We start from the raw sequence: 16,400 nt of genomic DNA on the forward strand, positions 1-16,400 counted from the left end.
CGGCACCTGGGAGCGCTCTCTGAAGCGCTTAGCCACGACCGGACGCGTCCGGGTTCAATGCGAGCCGAACTGGGCCGCACACCCCCAGGCCGAAGCGCCGGCAGGCCCAGGATCTCCGCCTTCTGCCGGCGAGTTGCCGCGGGAGCTGATGGCTGTCAGTCGTGCGGCAGCGGCTCGTAGGTCCAGTCGGGACGCAGCGTGGGGCGCTGGTCGCGCAGGGTTCGCTTCAGTACCTTGCCGGACGGGTTGGTCGGGAACTCGTCGACGAGGTAAAGCTCCTTCGGGACCTTGAACTTGCCAAGGCGCTGCCGGGCGTGTTCGATGAGCGACTCCGCGGTCAGGCCGGGCCGGCCGATGACGAACGCGACCGGGACCTCCTGCCACTTCGGGTGCGGCGCGCCGATCACCGAGACGGCGAGGACGAGCGGGTGGTCGGCGAGGACGTTCTCGATCTCGGCGCTTGCCATGTTCTCGCCGCCGCTGCGGATCATGTCCTTGAGGCGGTCGCGGATGTACAGGTAGCCGTCGGCGTCGAAGCAGCCGACGTCGCCGGTGTGGAACCAGCCGCCGCGGAACGCGTGCGCGGTGGCCTCCGGGTCGTCGAGGTAGCCGGGGCTCACCTTCGGGCCGCGGGCGACGACCTCGCCGTTCTCCCCCACCGGCACGTCGTTGTCGTCGGCGTCCACGACCCGGACCTGGACCCACGGCACCGGGATGCCGACGGAGCCCTGCTTGGACTCCATGTGGGCGCGGTCGAGGTAGGTGAGGCCGCTGCACGTCTCGGTCAGGCCGTAGCCCTCGATCAGCCGGGCGTTGGGGAACAGTTCCCGCGCCACCGCGTACAGCGCCGACGTCACCTGCGAGTAGATGAGCCACCGCACCGACGAAAGGTCCGCGGGCGTGTCCGAGCGGCGCACCATGTCGAGCATCGTGGCGGCCATGACCATGCCGGTGATGCGCTCGGCCTCGATGGCCTGCCGCACCGCGGCGGGGTCGAAGCGGCGTTGCAGCACCATGCAGCCGCCGACGTGCCAGATGCCGTAGCCGGGCAGGTCGGTGCCGCCGACGTGGTACAGCGGCGCGAAGTTGAGGATCCGGTCGGTCGGGCGAAGGCCGAGCTCGACGATCTGGGCGTGCATGTTCATGTTCACGTTGCCGTGGGTGAGCATGACACCCTTGGGCAGGCTCGTCGTGCCGGACGTGTAGATGATGCGCTGCAGGGCGTCGTCGGCCAGCTCGGCGTCGGCGACCCGTGCGCCGCGGTGCGCCTCGACGAGTGCCCGCAGGTCGATCCACCCGTCGATCGGCTCCAGCGCGAGCTTCCGCACGCCGGGCAGGTCGGTGATCGCGGCGGCGGTCAGCTCGGCGAACTCCGGCACGGTCGCGACCGACTGCACCCGGGCGTGGCCGAGCAGCTGGGCGAGCTCGCCCGCGGTGAGCCGGTAGTTGAGCGGGACGAACACGGCGCCGAGCTTCGACAGGGCGAGGGACAGGATGAGGAACTCGGGCACGTTGTTGGCCACGATCGCGACCCGGCTGCCGTGCCCGACGCCCTCGGCGGTCAGGCCCGCGGCGAGGGCGTTGACGTCCTCGTTCAGCTGCCGGTGGGTCCACCGCCGGCCCTCGAAGACGAGCGCGTCGGCGTCGCCGAACCGCAGCGCGTTGCCGCCCAGCATCGCGGCGATGTTCGCGGTGCTCACGCCGCCACCTCCGCTGCGCTCCGGCGCCGGCCTGAGCCACACCTGTCACATGATGAGCGGCCCGAGACGCTCCGCTGGCCACTCATGCCATCACCTCCGCTGCGCTCCGGCGCCGGCCTGAGCCACACCTGTCACATGATGAGCGGCCCGAGACGCTCCGCTGGCCACTCATGCCGACCTCAGCTCGCGCTTGAGGACCTTGCCGGAGTCGTTGCGCGGCAGCGACTCCACCACGTCGACGTACTTGGGCACCTTGAACCTGGCGAGGTTGGCGCGGCAGTGCTCGCGGATGTCGGCGCCGGTGGCCGCGGCGCCGTCGCGGAGGATGACGAACGCCTTCGGCACCTCGTCCCACTGCGGGTCGGGGACGCCGATGACGGCGACCTCGGCGACGTCCGGGTGCTGGGCGATGACCCGCTCGATCTCGGCGCCGGCGACGTTCTCCCCGCCGGACTTGATGAGGTCGGTGCGCCGGTCGACGAACCACAGGTAGCCGTCCTCGTCGATCCGGCCGACGTCGCCGGTCAGGAACCACCCGTCGCGGCGGGTGCGCCGGTTGGTCTCCTCGTCGTTCCAGTACCCGGGTGAGATCTTCGCGCCACGGATGATGATCTCCCCTTCGGTGCCGGGCGGGACCTGCCGGAACTGTTCGTCGACGATCCTGATGTGCACGCCGGGGAACGGGGCGCCGAGCGCGCCCATCTTGCTCTCCTCGTGCGCGGCGTCCATGTAGCAGACGCCGTTGCACAGTTCGGTCATCCCGAACGTGTCGATGAGCCGGACGTGCGGCAGGCGCCGCTTCACGTCGCGCCGCACGGTGGGCGCGACCCCGGCGAACAGCAGGTACCGCAGCGCCGACAGGTCCGGCGGCTCCGGCAGGTCGAGCAGGCCGAACAGGATCTGCGCGGCGAGGACCATGCCGGTGATGCGTTCCCCGGTCGCGATCCGGGCGATGTCGGCGGCCTTGAACGTCGGCGTGAGCACCATCGTCGCGCCGGCGGTGAAGATCGCCAGCCCGGGTGCTTCCAGCCCGCTGACGTGGAAGAGCGGCGCCGAGATCAGGATCCGGTCGTGCTGGGTCAGCTCCAGTTCGAGGACCTGGGCGAGGTGGTTGGCGGTGAGGTTCCCGCAGGTGTGGATGACGCCTTTCGGGTGTGCGGTGGTGCCGGAGGTGTACAGCAGCCGGTGGATGTCCTCGGGTGCCTTCTCCGCGTCGGGGACCCGGATCCCGGCCGGCTGCCGGTCGAGGAGCGCGGACAGCGGCTGCGCGTCGCCGACCACCTGCGCGCCGTTGGCGACCGCGGTCGCGATCCCGGTCTTGGCGCAGAGCTCCGCGGCGGTTTCGGCGAAGTCGTCGTCGTAGAGCAGGCAGGTGATGCCGGCCTGGTTGATGACGTAGGCCTGCTCGGTGACGTGCAGCCGCCAGTTCAGCGGCACCGAGATCGCGCCGATCCGGGCGAGGGCGAGCAGCTCCAGGACGTAGGTGGCGGTGTTGCGGCCGAGCACCCCGACCAGGTCCGAAGCACCGATGCCGGCGGACAGCAGGGCCGCGGCGTGCCGGTCGACGTCGGCGTCGAGCTGGGCGTAGGTCCAGCGGTCGGCGCCGTCGACGAGGGCTTCCCGGTCCGCGCGCCGCAGCGCCTGCAGCCGTAGGGTCTCGGCGAAGTTCGCGGCGCCCATCAGTTCGCGGTGCCGTTCCGGTACGCCAGGATCTCCTCCCGGCTGGGCAGCGACACGAACTCCAGCAGGTTGCCGTCGAGGTCGCGGGCCGCGAACGCGGTGATGTAGCCGTAGTTCTCCAGCAGCACCCGGTTGGGTTCGCCGAGGCATTCCGCGCCGAGCTCCGTCATCTTCCGGTGCAGGTCGCCGATCTCCTCGACGGGCACCTCGAAGCTGAGCAGGAACGTGCCGAGCTCCAGGTGCCCGCCGGTCGCGGTCCGGGTCTTGGTGCCGTTCCACTCGATGAGCTCGAGCTGCCCGATCTTGCTGGGGCCCTGCATGTACTGCACCTTGCCGGTGGTGCCGGGCGGCAGGCCGAGGGACACCTCGATCCCCGGCCCGCCGACGTCGCTGCGCAGGGTCCTGCGGTAGCCGAGGGCCTTCTCGTAGAAGTCGGCGGCCCGGTCCACGTCGGACACGGTCATGGCCACGTGATGCACTTCGCTGACCGGCATCAATCGCTCACTTTCCGGAAAGTACCTGCTGGATCAGTTCGACCTCGTCGGCGCCGCTGTCCGGGACGATGAAGCCGTCCAGGGAGCAGATCTCGTCGAGGGCGCCGAGGATGTCGTCGGGGGTCGCCGGGGTTTCGCCGCCGTACCAGCCGGGGGTGACGCCCAGGAAGATCCGGCCGACGCGGCCGCCGCCGACGGTGAGGATGTGCCGGGTCAGGGTGCACTGCTCCGAGGCGAGGAACGTGCCGACGGCGGCGACGTGCCGCGGGTCGAACCGGTCGGCGAGCTCGCCGAGCAGGCCGTCGGTCATCCGGGTCGCGGCGGTCGGGGCGATGGTGTTGACCAGGATGCCCCGGCGGGCGCCTTCCAGGGACAGCACCTGCATCAGCCCGGCGAGCCCGGCCTTCGCGGCGCCGTAGTTGGACTGGCCGAAGTTGCCGAGCAGCCCGGAGGACGAGCTGGTGAGCACGACCCGGCCGTACCCTTGCGCCGCCATGACCGGCCAGGCGGGGCGCAGCACGTTGAACGCGCCGGTGAGGTGCACGTCGAGGACGGCCTGCACGTCGTCGTCGGTGAGCTTCGCCATGGTCCGGTCGCGCAGGATGCCGGCGTTGTGGATGACGGCGTCGACCGTGCCGTACGCGTCGACGGCGGTCCGCACCAGGGCCGCGCCGCCCGCCGGTGTCGCGACGGAGTCCGCGGACGCGGTCGCGGTGCCGCCCGCCGCGCGGATCTCCTCGACGACCTTGTCCGCCGCGCCGCCGGTGCCCGTACCGTCGACGCCGCCGCCAAGGTCGTTGACGACGACGGACGCGCCGTGCGCCGCGAGGGACAGCGCGTGCGCCCGGCCGATGCCGTTGCCGGCGCCGGTGACGATCACGACCCGCCCGTCCAGCTTCACGGCGCTCATCGCTCACTGCCCAGGACGGCGACGAACGCGACGCAGGAGCCGGGCTGGCCGCCGAGGTTCTGGGCGACGGCGAGCTTCGCGCCGGGGACCTGCCGGGCCCCGGCCTCGCCCCGCAGCTGGGTGAAGCACTCGAACATCATCCGCAGCCCGGTCGCGCCGATCGGGTGGCCGAAGGACTTCAGGCCGCCGTCGGTGTTGACCGGCAGCGCGCCGCCGAGGTCGTAGCGGCCGTCGAGCAGGTCCCGCCACGCCTTGCCACGCTCGGAGAACCCGAGGTCCTCCATGAGCACCACCTCCGTCGGGGTGAAACAGTCGTGCACCTCCGCCAGGGAGATCTGCGCCGCCGGGTCGGTGACGCCCGCCTGCTCGTAGGCCTGGCGGGCGGCGGCGACGACCTCGGGGAAGCTGGTGAAGTCGTAGCCGTCCGACGCCAGGCCCGCACCGGACCCGGCGACGAAGCTCATCCCCTTGAGGTAGATGGGTTTGCTGGTGTACCGGTGTGCGTCCTCGGCCCGCACGATGATGGCGGCGGCGGCACCGTCGGACACGCCGGAGCAGTCCATGACCCCGAGCGGCCCGGCGATGCGCGGGGAGCGCTCGACGGTCTCCGCGGTGACGGCCTTGCGGAACTGGGCGCGTTCGTTGAGGGCGCCGTTCGCGTGGTTCTTCATCGCGACCTTCGTCAGGGCGCTGCGCATGTCGCGGGCGTCGACGCCGTACGCCTCCTGGTAGGCCGGGGCCAGCAGGGAGAACCCGGCGGGTGCGGTCCAGTCGACGTCGGTTCCGTCCGCGGGCGGGTACACCGCCGACAGCCCGGAGTACGAGGAGTCCTTGAGCTTCTCCACGCCGGTCGCCATGACCATGTCGTAGGCGCCGGACGCGACCGCGAACACCGCGTTGCGGAACGCCTCCGACCCGGTGGCGCAGTAGTTCTCGACCCGGGTGACGGGTTTGCCGGTCAGCCGCAGCGGCCGGGCCAGGGTCTGCCCGGACATGCCGGAGCCCTGGGTGCCGACCCAGAACGCGTCGACGTCGTCGAGGGTGACCGACGGCAGCGACCCGACGCACTCCTGCACGGCGTCGACGAGCAGGTCGTCGGCGGAGGAGTGCCAGTGGTCGCGGAACGGGGTGCAGCCCATCGCGACGATCGCGACGTCATGGGTGGTGCGCCTGCTGCCCATCAGTGCGTTCCTTCCGTGTCCTGAGTCGGGTCCTGAGTCGGGTCCGGGGTCGGGTCCGGGGTCGGGGCCGGGGTCGGGGCCGGGGTCGGGTCCGGGGTCGGGGCCGGGCGGAGCTTCCAGAAGTAGTTGTGGATCGCGTCGGTGGTCCACAGCCGGCGGAACGTCGGTGTCATCGCCATGCCGACGGTGACGTCGCCGGGCGGGACGTCGGTGGCGTAGGCGCTGAGCCGGCCGCCGCCGTCGACGTCGGCGATGACGACGGCGACCTCCGGCTCCGGCATCGTGGTCAGGTGGTCGCGGGTCACGGAGACGACCCGGGCGGTCCGGTCCCGCAGCGACACCTTCGCCTCGCCGGCCCCGGCGATGCCGCAGGCGGCGCAGACCCGGCCCGGCGGGGTGGTGACCCGGCCGCAGGCGCCGCACTGGCTGCCCTCGAGGCGGTACTTCCAGCCGGCCCGGCGGTGCATCGGCGGCGCCGCCGGGGCCGGTGCCGCGGGGCGGGCCGGGCCCTGCACGTCCAGCAGCCCGCGCCAGCGCAGGTACCGGCCGTAGCCGAGGACCTGCCGGGCGGCGAGCTGGTCGCGCACCGAAGGGCCGCTGCGGGCGTCGCGGACCCCGTCGCCGGCGCGGAACACGAACGCGTCGGCGCCCTCGGTCGCGGACAGCAGCAGGATCGTCTGTCCCGGCTCGGCGTCGTCGAGCGCGGCGGCGAGCAGCAGCCCCGGGTGGGCGGCGCCGGTGAACCCTGTGGCCCGTTCCAGGGCGGCGTCCTGCTGGGAGGGCACCGTGCCGCGCAGCGCCCGGCGCAGGGCGGCCGCCGCCCGCGGGTTGGAGGAGGAGACGACGACGTGGTCGACGGCGTCCAGGGCCGCCTCGGCGAGGGCGCGGCGGGCCGCGTCGAGGCCGGCGGCTGCGAGGATCTCGGCGGTGAACCGCTCGTCCCAGACCCGGTCGTGGCGTTCGCCGGGCAGCCGCCACCGTTCGAGGATCTCGGTGGTGTGCCCGGCGCGGGCCAGCAGCACCGCGGCGTGCCCGGCGCCGCCGGCGAACGCGGCCGCGGCGTCGCCCTGGGCGAGCTCGTCGGGGGCGCCGGGGCGGGTGGTGCGCAGGTCGGCGGCGGCGACGACGGCACCGGCCCGGACCACCAGGTCGAGGGCGGCCGCGCCGGAGCGGTGCCCGCGCAGGTCGACGGCGCTGACGCCGGGGTCGAGCCCGAGCGCCTCGTGCACGATCCCGGCGGAGGTCTTCGCCTCGTAGGGTGCGCTGGTGGTGGCCAGCAGCAGGTGCCGGCCGGCCGGGGTGGCGGCCGCGAGGTGCCGCAGCGCCTCGACGGCCATCGTGATCACGTCCTCGTCGTAGCCGGCGACGCTGCGGGCCGGGCCCTTGGCCGGGGCGGGCCCGCCGGCCGGGTCGAGGCGGTTGTCGGTGAGCACGTAGGCGGGCAGGTAGGCCGCGTACGCGTCGATACCCTGGTCAGTCAAGGAACGCTCCACAGAGGTCGGGTCCACAGCGGTCAGGTCCACGAGGGGATGGCGGCGAGCAGCCGGCGGGTGTAGTCCTGCCGCGGCCGGTCCAGCACGTCCTCGACGCCGCCCTGCTCGACCACCTGGCCGCGGCTCATCACCGCGATCCGGTCGCAGAGGTCGCTGGCGAGCATCAGGTCGTGGGTGACGAACAGCAGGCCGATGCCGAGCTCGTCGACCAGGGTCCGGAACAGCGCGACGACCTTGGTCTGGGTGGTGACGTCGAGCGCGGTGGTGCACTCGTCGGCGATGACGAGCGCCGGGCGGGTGACGACGGCGAGGCCGATCGCGACCCGCTGGCGCAGCCCGCCGGACAGCTGGTGGGGGTAGCTGTCCAGGACCCGGGCCGGGTCGCTGATCCGCATCTGTTCGAGGACCTCGACGGAGCGCCGCTCGACGTCGGCCTTGCCGATGTCGCGGACGTGCCGGCGCAGCACCTCGCCGAGGTGGGTGCGGACCTTCATCAGCGGGTTCAGCGACCGGGACGCGTCCTGGAAGACCATGCCGACGGCGGTGCCGCGGATCCGGTCCGTGCGGTCGACGCCGGGGGCGACCACCACGTCGCCGGCCAGTTCGACGGTGCCGGCCTCGACGGTGACGTTGCGTTCGAGCAGGCCGACGACGGAGCGGGCGAGGGTGGTCTTGCCGCTGCCGGACTCGCCGACGACGCCGACGATCTGGCCGCGGCCCACGTCGAGGTCGACGCCGTCGAGCAGCCGGAGGTGCCCGGTGGTGAGGCGGGCCGAGATGGACAGGCCGGACACGTGCAGCAGGCTGGTCATCGGCGCCTCTTGCGGGGGTCGTAGTGGGTGAGCAGGGCGTCGCCGAGCAGGTTGACCAGCAGCACGAGGACGGTGACCGCGAAGCCGGGGAAGAACGCGATCCACCAGGCTGTGCTCAGCTCGTCCTGGCCGGCCGCCAGCAGCGAGCCCCAGCTGTTCATCGGGGGCACCACGCCCAGGCCGAGGAAGCTGAGCGCGCTCTCGATCAGGATCGCGGTGCCGACCTGGAGGGTGCCGAGCGCGACGATCGTGCCGCCGAGGTTGGGCAGGATGTGCCGGAACACGATGCGCAGCTCCGACGCGCCGGCGGCCCGCAGCCCGAGCACGAACTGGCGTTCCCGGATCGCGAGGGTCGCCGACCGGGTGACCCGGGCGCAGACGGCCCAGCCGGTGAGCGCCAGGACCAGGAACAGCACCGGCAGGGAGCTGCCCCGGTTGGCGATGATCGCCAGGGCGACGAGGATGAACGGCAGCGCGAGCTGGGCGTCGATGAGCACGGAGATGACCCGGTCGACCCAGCCGCGGAAGTACCCGGCGAGCAGGCCCAGCAGGGTGCCGGGGCCGATCGCGACGACCGCGCCGACCAGGCCGATCATGATAGTCAGCCGGCCCGCCTCGACGAACTGGGTGAGCAGGTCCTGGCCGAGCTTGTCGGTGCCGAGCGGGTGCGACCAGGAGCCGCCGCTCAGGAAGCCGGGTGGCTGCCGGGTCGCGTTCAGGTCCTGGCCGGCGGCGGGGAGCAGGCCGGTCAGCGGCAGGACGAACACGGCGACGGCGACCACGGCGATCGGCACCGCCAGCCAGAACGCCGACGTCCGCTTGGACCGGCGGGGCGCCTCGGCCGGCTTGAGTTCGAGCTCCAACTGGCTCACGCCGTCACCTCCGCTTCGCTCCGGCGCCGGCCTGAGCTGTACCTGCGTTCATGGTTCGCGGCTCCTCCGCTGCGCTCCGGCCCGCTCACGCCGTCACCTCACCCTCGGGTCGACGATCGAGTGGATGACGTCGACGAGCAGATTGAGCAGGACGAAGACCAGCGCGCCGAACACGACGATCGCCTGGACGAGCGGGAAGTCGCGGAACTGGATGGCCTGCAGGGCGAGCTGCCCGAGGCCGGGCCAGGAGTACACGTACTCGACGGCGACCGCGCCGGACAGCAGGATGCCGGTCTGCAGCACGACGATGGTGAGGATCGGCATCATGGCGTTCTTGAACGCGTGCCGCCACACCACCCGGCGGCCGAGGATGCCGCGGGCCTTGGCGGCGTCGATGTACGGCTCCGCGAGGGCCTCGCTCATCGAGGCGCGGGTGAGGCGGGCGATCTGCGCCATCGGGTACACCGACATCGTCAGCGCCGGCAGCACCAGATGTGCGGGGGTGCCGGACTGCCCGGCCGGCAGCCAGCCGAGGTTCACGGCGAACAGCACCACCAGCATCATCCCGAACCAGAAGACCGGCACGGACTGGCCGAGCAGGGCGACGGTCGACGCGGCCCGGTCCCACCAGGTGCCTTCGCGCCTGGCGGCGAGCACGCCGAGGGGGACGCCGATGAGGATGGCGAGGGCCATGCCGGCCGCGACGAGCTGCAGCGTGAACGGCAACCGGTCCATGATCATCGAGGTGTTCGACTGGTAGAACTGCAGCGACTGGCCGAGGTCGCCGGTGAAGACGCCCTTGAGGTAGTCGAGGTACTGGACCAGCAGCGGCCGGTCGAGGCCGAGCTCGTGGCGCAGGGCCTCGCGCTGCTCGGGTGTCGCCATCGGGCCGAGGATGGTCGTGGTCGGGTCGCCGGACAGCCGGCCGAGCATGAACGCCATGCTCAGCGCGATCAGCAGCGACGCCAGCAGGGCGGCGATCCGGGCGGCGGCGCGGCGCAGCGCACCGGCCCGCCTGGACCGGCCGTTCTTCGCCGCCGCCGGGGTCGCCCCACCGGGCGCCGCCGGCATGCCGGCCTTGGTCAGCGGGGGTGCGACGTTGTTCGCCGCCGGGACCGGGCTGGTCTTCATTGCCGTGACCTCCATCGCGCTCCTGGCATCGCGGCGAGCAGCTCGCGGGTGTAGTCGTTCTGGGGCCGGGCGAAGACGGTCTCGCAGGGCCCGGACTCGACGACCCGGCCGTGGTACATGACGTGCACGACGTCGCAGACCGAGCGGACCACGGCCAGGTCGTGGCTGATCATGAGCAGGGCCGCGCCGGTCGTCGCGCGGATCTCCTTGAGCAGGGCCAGCACGTCGGCCTGCACGGACACGTCGAGGCCGGAGGTCGGCTCGTCGGCGACGATGAGCCGGGGCCGCATCAGCAGTGCCCGGGCGATGCAGACCCGTTGCGCCTGCCCTCCGGAGAGCTGGTGCGGGTAGCGGTCGAGGATCGACGGCTCGAGCCGGACCCGTTCGAGCAGGGCGGTGTCCTCGATCCAGGAGGTGCGCTCCGGTTGCAGCGAGCGCAGCTCCCGCAGCCCGGACCGCACGGACTGGCGGGGGTCGAGCGAGCCGTGCGGGTCCTGGAAGACCACCTGCGCCTCGGGCCGCAGCCGGCGCAGCTGCTTGCGGCCGACCGAGGACAGCGAGTGCCCGAGGAGCCGGATGTCGCCCTCGCCGCGGGTGCCGAGCCCGGTCGCGGCCATCGCGAGGGTGGTCTTGCCCGAGCCGGACTCGCCGACGACCGCGACGCTCTCGCCTGCGCCGATGCGCAGCGACACGTGGTCGACGGCCCGGAACACCTCACCGGTGCGCCGGTTGCGGTGCTCGACGACCAGGTCGTCGACCTCCAGCACCGGCGCACCCCGATCCGGGGTCCTGGCTGGGGTCTTTTCCAGGGCGTGGGGGTGCCGGGCGTCGCCGCCCGGCATCCCGTTCTGCACGACGTCGGACATTGTCAGTGGGTCGTCTGGGTGAAGTCGACGGTGTTCAGCGGACCGAACACCAGACCCTTGACGCCGCCGGCGGTGGCGTAGTTGAACACCTGCCGGTACAGCGGCACGTAGCAGTGCTTCTCGACCACGCCGATCGTGTTGAGCTCCTCGTACATCGGGGCGGCCGCGGCGGCGTCGGTCTGCTCCAGGGCCTTCTGGGCCAGGTCGTCGATCTTCGGGTCCGGGCAGTTGCCGGTGATCGACTTGGTCTTCATGAAGCCGCTGGCGAAGAAGTCCGGGACGGCGACGTTGGGCACGCCGGCGAAGATCGAGATGCCGGGGACCTGACGGCCGACGACCCGCTTCACGAGGGTGCCGTAGTCGATCGGCACGTACGTGACCTTGAAGCCGGCCTTCTCGAGGGCACCGCCGACGGCCTGGGAGACCTCTTCGATGTTGGTGTACTGCGCCGCCGGGTAGTGGATCTGCACCGCCGGGGCGGCGGCACCGACGAGCTCCTTGGCCTTGGCCGGGTCGGCGGTCACGCTCTGCGCCGGCTTCTGGCCGGGGCTGACGTTGAGCAGGCCGGCGTCGGCGACGGCCTGGCCGTCGAAGATGCCCTTGACGATCGCGTCCCGGTCGATGGCCAGGGCGGCCGCCTCGCGCAGCTTCGGGTCGTCGAACGGCGGCTTCGTCGAGTCGAGGAACGCGATGATCTTGATCGCGGTCTCGGTGCTCGTCACCGTGATGCCCGCCTTCTTGGCCGTGGTGGCCTGGGCCGGCGGGAGGTCGAACGAGACGTCCACACTCTTACTCTGGATCAGCGCGAGCCGCTGCGCGGCCTCGTTGGCCCAGGTGAAGGTGATGCCGTCGTTGATCGCCTTCTTCGGGCCCCAGTAGTCGGGGTTCTTCTTGACCGACATGTCGCGGCCCGCGTTCGAGCCGGCCCACACGTAGGGGCCGGTGCCGATTGGGGCCGCGGCGAAGCCCGCCGAGCCCTTCTCCTGGTAGTACTTCGGCGGCACCAGGTAGACGGTGGTGAGCAGGTCCGCGAGGTTGTACTGGGAGGTCTTGGTCTTCACCACGACCGTGGTGGCGTCCGGCGCCGCGATGTCGGCGACGTTGGTGAAGTACGACTTGAGCTGCGACGCCGCGGTGTCACGGGTGAGCGTGAGGGTGTTGGCGACCGCTGCGGCGTCGGCCTTCTCGCCGTTGCTGAAGCTGATGTCGGGCCGGACCTTGAACGTCCAGGTGGTCGCGTCGGTGCGGGTCCAGCTCGTGATGAGGCCGGTGTCGACGGCCTTGAGGCCGGCGTCGGTGTTGATCAGCGGTTCGAGCATGGTGGCCCAGACGATCTGGGCCGACCGCGCACCGACGATCGGGTCGAGGGTCGCGGGCTGGGCCGCGAGCAGCGCCCGGACGGTGAACGGGCCGGCCGACTGGGCGGTGCCGGGCTTCGAGTCACCACAGGCGGCGAGGCCGGCGCCGGCGAGGGCAAGGGAGGCGACCAGCGCCAGAGGCCGCCGGGATCGCAAGGAGCTCATGAGCATGTATGGACGTCCTTCACAACGATTGACCCGTCATGTCGCCGCGAGCCGCGGCCGTGACGCTGGCCACAAAGTACCGACCAGCCGGTATCAAGTCAACAGGTCCAACTGGTGTCAGGTCCGTAACGACCGCGTGACACACCCCCGTCTGCCAGCATCGTTGTCTTCATACCGACTGGTATGTATGATCCGGCGGTGGCCATCACCCTCACCCGCGAACACGACGGTCGCGTCGCCCGCGTCCGCTACGACAACGCGGCCCGCGGCAACTGCTTCGACGACGGCGCCCTCGCCGGGCTCGTCGCCACGATGGAGACCGCCGCCGCGGACGGCACCTGCGCCGTGATCCGACTGGACATGGCGGGCCGGCACTTCTGCGGCGGCTGGGACACCACGTCGTTCGCCGCGCTCGCCGGCACCACCCAGGAGGCGGTCGCCGCCGGGCTGCGCGACAGCGACGCCGCGCTGCACCGCATCAGACGGCTGCCGGTGCCCGTGGTCAGCGCGGTCCGCGGGCACGTCATCGGCTTCGGCGCCGGCCTGCTCAGCGCCGTGCACCTGCCGGTCGCCGCCGCCGGCGCCCGGCTGTCGCTGCCCGAGGCCCGCTTCGGCTTCGCCCCCGCCGGCGTCGGCCACACCATCGCCCAGGCCCTCCCCCGCCCGCACGCGTACGCGCTGGCGACCGGCGCGAGCACCGCGACCGCCGACCAGTTGCTCGGCTGGGGCCTGGTCGCCCGGGTGGTCGCCGACGACGACCTCGACAGCGAGGTCGACGCCCTCGTCGAGGCGCTCGCCGCCGTGCCGCCGCACACCCTGCGCGCGGTCGTCGAGGTGGTCGAGTCGAGCCTCGCCACCGGCTCCCCGGAGCACGCCTACGAGGTCTCCGCCCGCACGATCGTCGCGAGCGTGACCGCGTGAACCCGCCGTTCCAGCCCGGTGAGGCCGTCTGGGTGGAGCTGTGCACCACCGACCCGCAGCAGGCCGAGGACTTCTACCGCGCGCTGCTCGGCTGGACCGTGCGGCACGAGCAGCTCGGCGCCACCACGTACCGGATGTGCAGCGTCGACGGGCACGACGTCGCCGGCATCTCCGACGCCACGGGCCTGCACGGCGGCCGGCCCCGCGGCTGGATCGCCTACTTCGCCGTCGACGACGTCGCACGCTCCGCGGACCAGGCCGTCACGCTCGGCGGGGAGCTCGTCACCCCGCCGCGCTACCTGCCGGCGGCCGGCACCGGCGCCGTGGTCGTCGACCCGTTCGGCGCGGCGTTCGGCCTGTACCAGGGTGAGTCCCGGGCGGGGGTGCAGACGCTCAACACCGTCGGCGCCCTGTGCTGGAACGAGCTGGACACCGGCGAGCCGCAACGCTCGGTCGCCTACTACCAGGACCTGTTCGGCTACGCCACCCAGCAGCGCGACGACTCGCCGACCGCCCGCCCGTACACGGTCCTCATGCTCGGCGACGTGCCCGTCGCCGGCGTTCTGGAACTGGACAACGAGTGGCCGAACATCATCCCGTCGAAGTGGATCACGTACTTCAACGTCGGCTCCCTCGACGACGCGCTGGCGCGGGTGTCCGACCTGGGCGGCACGCCGACCGTCGGCCCCGTCGACAGCCCGCACGGGCGGCTCCACCTGGTGAAGGACCCCGGTGGGCACACCCTGTGCCTGGTGCAGCTCGAAGGTGGCCTGCGCCCCGACGCTCCCAACTCCTCTCCCCCGGCGGTGGACCGATGACGACCGAGCCCCTGTTCGACTCCGCCGAGTTCCGCCAGGTCTGCGGGCACTTCCCCACCGGGGTGACCGCCGTGACCGCGACGGCGGCCGGCGGTGCCGTGGCGGCGCTGACCGTCAACTCGTTCACGTCGGTCTCGCTGTCCCCGGCGAAGGTGCTGTTCTGCGTGGCGACGTCGTCGTCGAGCTTCAAGGTGCTCGTCGCGGCGGACCGGATCGCGATCCACATCCTCGGCCAGGACCAGGAGGACATCGCCCGGCGGTTCGCGACCTCGGGGCTGTCCGGCGCGGAGAAGCTCAGCGGCGTGTCCTGGGCGCCCGGCCCGGATGGCGTGCCGCTGCTGCCCGGCACCCCGGCGATCCTGGCCGGGGTCCGCGACGAGGTGATCACCAGCGGCGACCACGTCATCGTGCTGGTGGACGTCGACCACGTGCACCTGAAGCCGACGAAGGTTCCGGCCCTGTCGTTCTACCGCGGCCGGTTCGTCGCCCCCACCGGCCCCACCGAGTAGGTCCGCGCAGCCGCCCGCCGGCTTGAGCGTTCACCTGGAGCTCTTGCGCTTCGACAGTACATTGGCGAACATCACTTTATGACTTCGTTGTTCCGTCGCTTCGCGCTGGCATCCGCAGTGGTCGTAGGTTCGCTTGTGCTGGCGCCGGTCACGCCGGCCGCCGCGTACAGCGCGTGTCCGGCCGACACGATGTGCGGCTGGCTCTTCTACTCCGACGCCGCGCGCACCCACCAGCAGGGCGGGCACACCACGAACTGTCAGGGCGTCGTCCTCGACTGGGGCATCAAAGCCGGCTACTCGACCTACATCGTGCAGGGCTGCGGGGGCGGCCCCGGCCCGGTGTGACGCCCGGCCCGGCCGGGTCGCCCTTCACGGCGCGTCCAGGAAGTCGACCGTGGACGCGCCGTGAGCCCGGCGCGGCAGAGCACCGCTCAGCCGTCCAGGCGGCGCACCATGTTCATGATGGTCTCCAGCTGCGCCCCGCCCTTGATCGGGTAGTTGGTCGCGCCCAGGTAGCCCCACCAGTCCCAGCAGCCGTTGGGGTTGACCGCAGTGGCGAGCGCCTGGGGATACAGCACGATCATGCTGTTCGTGTCGCCGTACTGATTGAGGTTGGCCCGGTCGACGAAGGCCGTGCCGACCTCGGTGTAGGCCTGCTTGCAGCCGTGCAGCGCGACGAGCAGGCGGCACGACTGGCCTGCGGTGCACGCCGACGGGACGTACGCGAAACCGGTCGCGCCCATGCTGATCCCGTTGGCGTAGCCGTTGACGGCGAAGGTGTTCTGGCTGAAGCTGATCAGCCGGCCACCGAGCGCGCCGGTGTTGGGCCCGTTGACCGAGCCGAACAGCTTGCGCAGGAACGCGTTCTGTGGGTCGGTGCCGCAGTCGTTGAGGAACGGCGACGCGGTGGCCGAGCAGCTGACCGTCCCGTACGGACCGACCCAGGCGTGCCCGGCGGACGAGCCGCTGTCGTACTGCACGCTCGCGCCGAAATGCTGGTAGTAGCGGACCAGGTCGTCGTTGACGGACTTCTTGACCGTGGTGTCGCCGTTGCCGTGGAACACGTAGACGGGCCGGCCGGAGAGGTTGCCGACCGGGTCGATCCAGCCGTATGCCGCCCAGGTGCGCGTGTACGTCTGCAGGTTCGTCAGGTACGTCGGCCACACGTTGTCCATGCAGCCGTACAGCGCCTGGCCGGCGTTGTTCTGGGCGCAGTAGTACGGCCCGGACGCGAAGATCGCCGCCCCCTGGATCCGTGACGAGTACGCGACGTGCAGCTGCGTGGCCATCGCGCCGCCGGACGAGACGCCGGCGACGTACACGGACGAGACGTTGTAGGTGCCGAGCGATCCGGCGACGGGCGGCTTGGTGGGCGGGTTCGCGGCCCACGCCGGCATGGCGCCGGCCAGCACGAGCAGGGCGGTCACGGCGGCGGCCGTAACGGAGCGGACGAGGAATCTCATGGATCCTCCCGTGGCGGCGGGGTGTGT

Annotated in this window: 16 protein-coding genes; 4 read left to right on the plus strand and 12 right to left on the minus strand. The window is 72.0% G+C overall.

Translation table 11 applies throughout. The features are described 5' to 3' along the window. Positions 1–155: 155 nt before the first annotated feature. The 11 genes from ACQEVZ_RS42770 to ACQEVZ_RS42820 form a co-directional block, all read right to left on the minus strand. Positions 156–1,700 (minus strand): class I adenylate-forming enzyme family protein, encoded by a 1,545-nt coding sequence (locus ACQEVZ_RS42770; protein ID WP_433378491.1) that lies wholly within the window; start codon positions 1,698–1,700, stop codon positions 156–158. 168 nt (positions 1,701–1,868) lie between these two features. Further along, entirely contained in the window at positions 1,869–3,380 is a 1,512-nt protein-coding gene (locus tag ACQEVZ_RS42775; RefSeq protein WP_433378494.1) for a class I adenylate-forming enzyme family protein, read from the minus strand. Beyond that, positions 3,380–3,874: a VOC family protein gene (locus ACQEVZ_RS42780; protein ID WP_344504976.1), complete on the minus strand. Its 495-nt coding sequence runs from the start codon at positions 3,872–3,874 to the stop codon at positions 3,380–3,382. Before ACQEVZ_RS42780 ends, ACQEVZ_RS42775 begins: the two co-directional genes overlap by 1 nt. 7 nt (positions 3,875–3,881) lie before the next feature. Beyond that, a complete protein-coding gene (locus tag ACQEVZ_RS42785) occupies positions 3,882–4,784 on the minus strand; it encodes an SDR family NAD(P)-dependent oxidoreductase (RefSeq protein ID WP_433378498.1) in 903 nt (300 codons plus the stop codon). Next, positions 4,781–5,965 (minus strand): acetyl-CoA acetyltransferase, encoded by a 1,185-nt coding sequence (locus ACQEVZ_RS42790; RefSeq protein WP_354890761.1) that lies wholly within the window; start codon positions 5,963–5,965, stop codon positions 4,781–4,783. Before ACQEVZ_RS42790 ends, ACQEVZ_RS42785 begins: the two co-directional genes overlap by 4 nt. Continuing rightward, positions 5,965–7,446: a zinc ribbon domain-containing protein gene (locus ACQEVZ_RS42795; RefSeq protein WP_433378506.1), complete on the minus strand. Its 1,482-nt coding sequence runs from the start codon at positions 7,444–7,446 to the stop codon at positions 5,965–5,967. Before ACQEVZ_RS42795 ends, ACQEVZ_RS42790 begins: the two co-directional genes overlap by 1 nt. 32 nt (positions 7,447–7,478) lie before the next feature. Next, complete coding sequence (locus ACQEVZ_RS42800; protein ID WP_433378509.1) at positions 7,479–8,270, minus strand: ABC transporter ATP-binding protein; 792 nt, start codon at positions 8,268–8,270, stop codon at positions 7,479–7,481. Then, entirely contained in the window at positions 8,267–9,142 is an 876-nt protein-coding gene (locus ACQEVZ_RS42805; RefSeq protein WP_344504981.1) for an ABC transporter permease, read from the minus strand. Before ACQEVZ_RS42805 ends, ACQEVZ_RS42800 begins: the two co-directional genes overlap by 4 nt. Positions 9,143–9,235: 93 nt before the next feature. Next, positions 9,236–10,288 (minus strand): ABC transporter permease, encoded by a 1,053-nt coding sequence (locus ACQEVZ_RS42810; protein ID WP_354890764.1) that lies wholly within the window; start codon positions 10,286–10,288, stop codon positions 9,236–9,238. Further along, entirely contained in the window at positions 10,270–11,139 is an 870-nt protein-coding gene (locus ACQEVZ_RS42815) for an ABC transporter ATP-binding protein (RefSeq protein WP_344504983.1), read from the minus strand. The genes ACQEVZ_RS42810 and ACQEVZ_RS42815 overlap by 19 nt, the downstream gene beginning before the upstream one ends. Before the next feature lie 2 nt (positions 11,140–11,141). After that, on the minus strand, positions 11,142–12,662 hold the full coding sequence (locus ACQEVZ_RS42820) for an ABC transporter substrate-binding protein (RefSeq protein WP_344504984.1): 1,521 nt from the start codon (positions 12,660–12,662) through the stop codon (positions 11,142–11,144). 198 nt (positions 12,663–12,860) lie between these two features. Here ACQEVZ_RS42820 and ACQEVZ_RS42825 point away from each other — a divergent pair, with 198 nt between their 5' ends. The 4 genes from ACQEVZ_RS42825 to ACQEVZ_RS42840 all read left to right on the plus strand — a co-directional run bounded on the left by ACQEVZ_RS42825 (position 12,861) and on the right by ACQEVZ_RS42840 (position 15,255). Continuing rightward, the gene (locus ACQEVZ_RS42825; RefSeq protein ID WP_433378516.1) at positions 12,861–13,583 is read left to right on the plus strand and encodes an enoyl-CoA hydratase/isomerase family protein; all 723 of its coding nucleotides are present in this window, start codon (positions 12,861–12,863) and stop codon (positions 13,581–13,583) included. Beyond that, the gene (locus tag ACQEVZ_RS42830; protein WP_433378519.1) at positions 13,580–14,401 is read left to right on the plus strand and encodes a VOC family protein; all 822 of its coding nucleotides are present in this window, start codon (positions 13,580–13,582) and stop codon (positions 14,399–14,401) included. The genes ACQEVZ_RS42825 and ACQEVZ_RS42830 overlap by 4 nt, the downstream gene beginning before the upstream one ends. Continuing rightward, positions 14,398–14,910, plus strand: coding sequence for a flavin reductase family protein (locus tag ACQEVZ_RS42835; RefSeq protein ID WP_344504988.1), 513 nt, complete (start codon positions 14,398–14,400; stop codon positions 14,908–14,910). The genes ACQEVZ_RS42830 and ACQEVZ_RS42835 overlap by 4 nt, the downstream gene beginning before the upstream one ends. A gap of 135 nt (positions 14,911–15,045) precedes the next feature. After that, positions 15,046–15,255 carry a DUF6289 family protein gene (locus tag ACQEVZ_RS42840; protein ID WP_354890768.1) on the plus strand — a complete coding sequence of 70 codons (210 nt, stop codon included), beginning with the start codon at positions 15,046–15,048 and terminating at the stop codon, positions 15,253–15,255. An 86-nt stretch (positions 15,256–15,341) separates the two neighbouring features. On the opposite strand, the gene ACQEVZ_RS42845 is transcribed toward ACQEVZ_RS42840, so the two are convergent. Further along, positions 15,342–16,373 (minus strand): extracellular catalytic domain type 2 short-chain-length polyhydroxyalkanoate depolymerase, encoded by a 1,032-nt coding sequence (locus ACQEVZ_RS42845; protein ID WP_433378524.1) that lies wholly within the window; start codon positions 16,371–16,373, stop codon positions 15,342–15,344. Between the last annotated feature and the right edge of the window lie 27 nt (positions 16,374–16,400).

Source organism: Dactylosporangium sp. CA-152071 (genome assembly GCF_050936335.1).
Taxonomy (GTDB): domain Bacteria; phylum Actinomycetota; class Actinomycetes; order Mycobacteriales; family Micromonosporaceae; genus Dactylosporangium; species Dactylosporangium maewongense.

What these genes read in the sequence shown, in the direction of transcription:
- ACQEVZ_RS42780 (WP_344504976.1), bottom strand. Translation starts at nt 3,874, where the DNA reads ATGCCGGTCAGCGAAGTGCATCACGTGGCCATGACCGTGTCCGACGTG.
- ACQEVZ_RS42845 (WP_433378524.1), bottom strand. Translation starts at nt 16,373, where the DNA reads ATGAGATTCCTCGTCCGCTCCGTTACGGCCGCCGCCGTGACCGCCCTG.
- ACQEVZ_RS42785 (WP_433378498.1), bottom strand. Translation starts at nt 4,784, where the DNA reads ATGAGCGCCGTGAAGCTGGACGGGCGGGTCGTGATCGTCACCGGCGCC.
- ACQEVZ_RS42820 (WP_344504984.1), bottom strand. Translation starts at nt 12,662, where the DNA reads ATGAGCTCCTTGCGATCCCGGCGGCCTCTGGCGCTGGTCGCCTCCCTT.
- ACQEVZ_RS42800 (WP_433378509.1), bottom strand. Translation starts at nt 8,270, where the DNA reads ATGACCAGCCTGCTGCACGTGTCCGGCCTGTCCATCTCGGCCCGCCTC.
- ACQEVZ_RS42775 (WP_433378494.1), bottom strand. Translation starts at nt 3,380, where the DNA reads ATGGGCGCCGCGAACTTCGCCGAGACCCTACGGCTGCAGGCGCTGCGG.
- ACQEVZ_RS42790 (WP_354890761.1), bottom strand. Translation starts at nt 5,965, where the DNA reads ATGGGCAGCAGGCGCACCACCCATGACGTCGCGATCGTCGCGATGGGC.
- ACQEVZ_RS42810 (WP_354890764.1), bottom strand. Translation starts at nt 10,288, where the DNA reads ATGGAGGTCACGGCAATGAAGACCAGCCCGGTCCCGGCGGCGAACAAC.
- ACQEVZ_RS42815 (WP_344504983.1), bottom strand. Translation starts at nt 11,139, where the DNA reads ATGTCCGACGTCGTGCAGAACGGGATGCCGGGCGGCGACGCCCGGCAC.
- ACQEVZ_RS42835 (WP_344504988.1), top strand. Translation starts at nt 14,398, where the DNA reads ATGACGACCGAGCCCCTGTTCGACTCCGCCGAGTTCCGCCAGGTCTGC.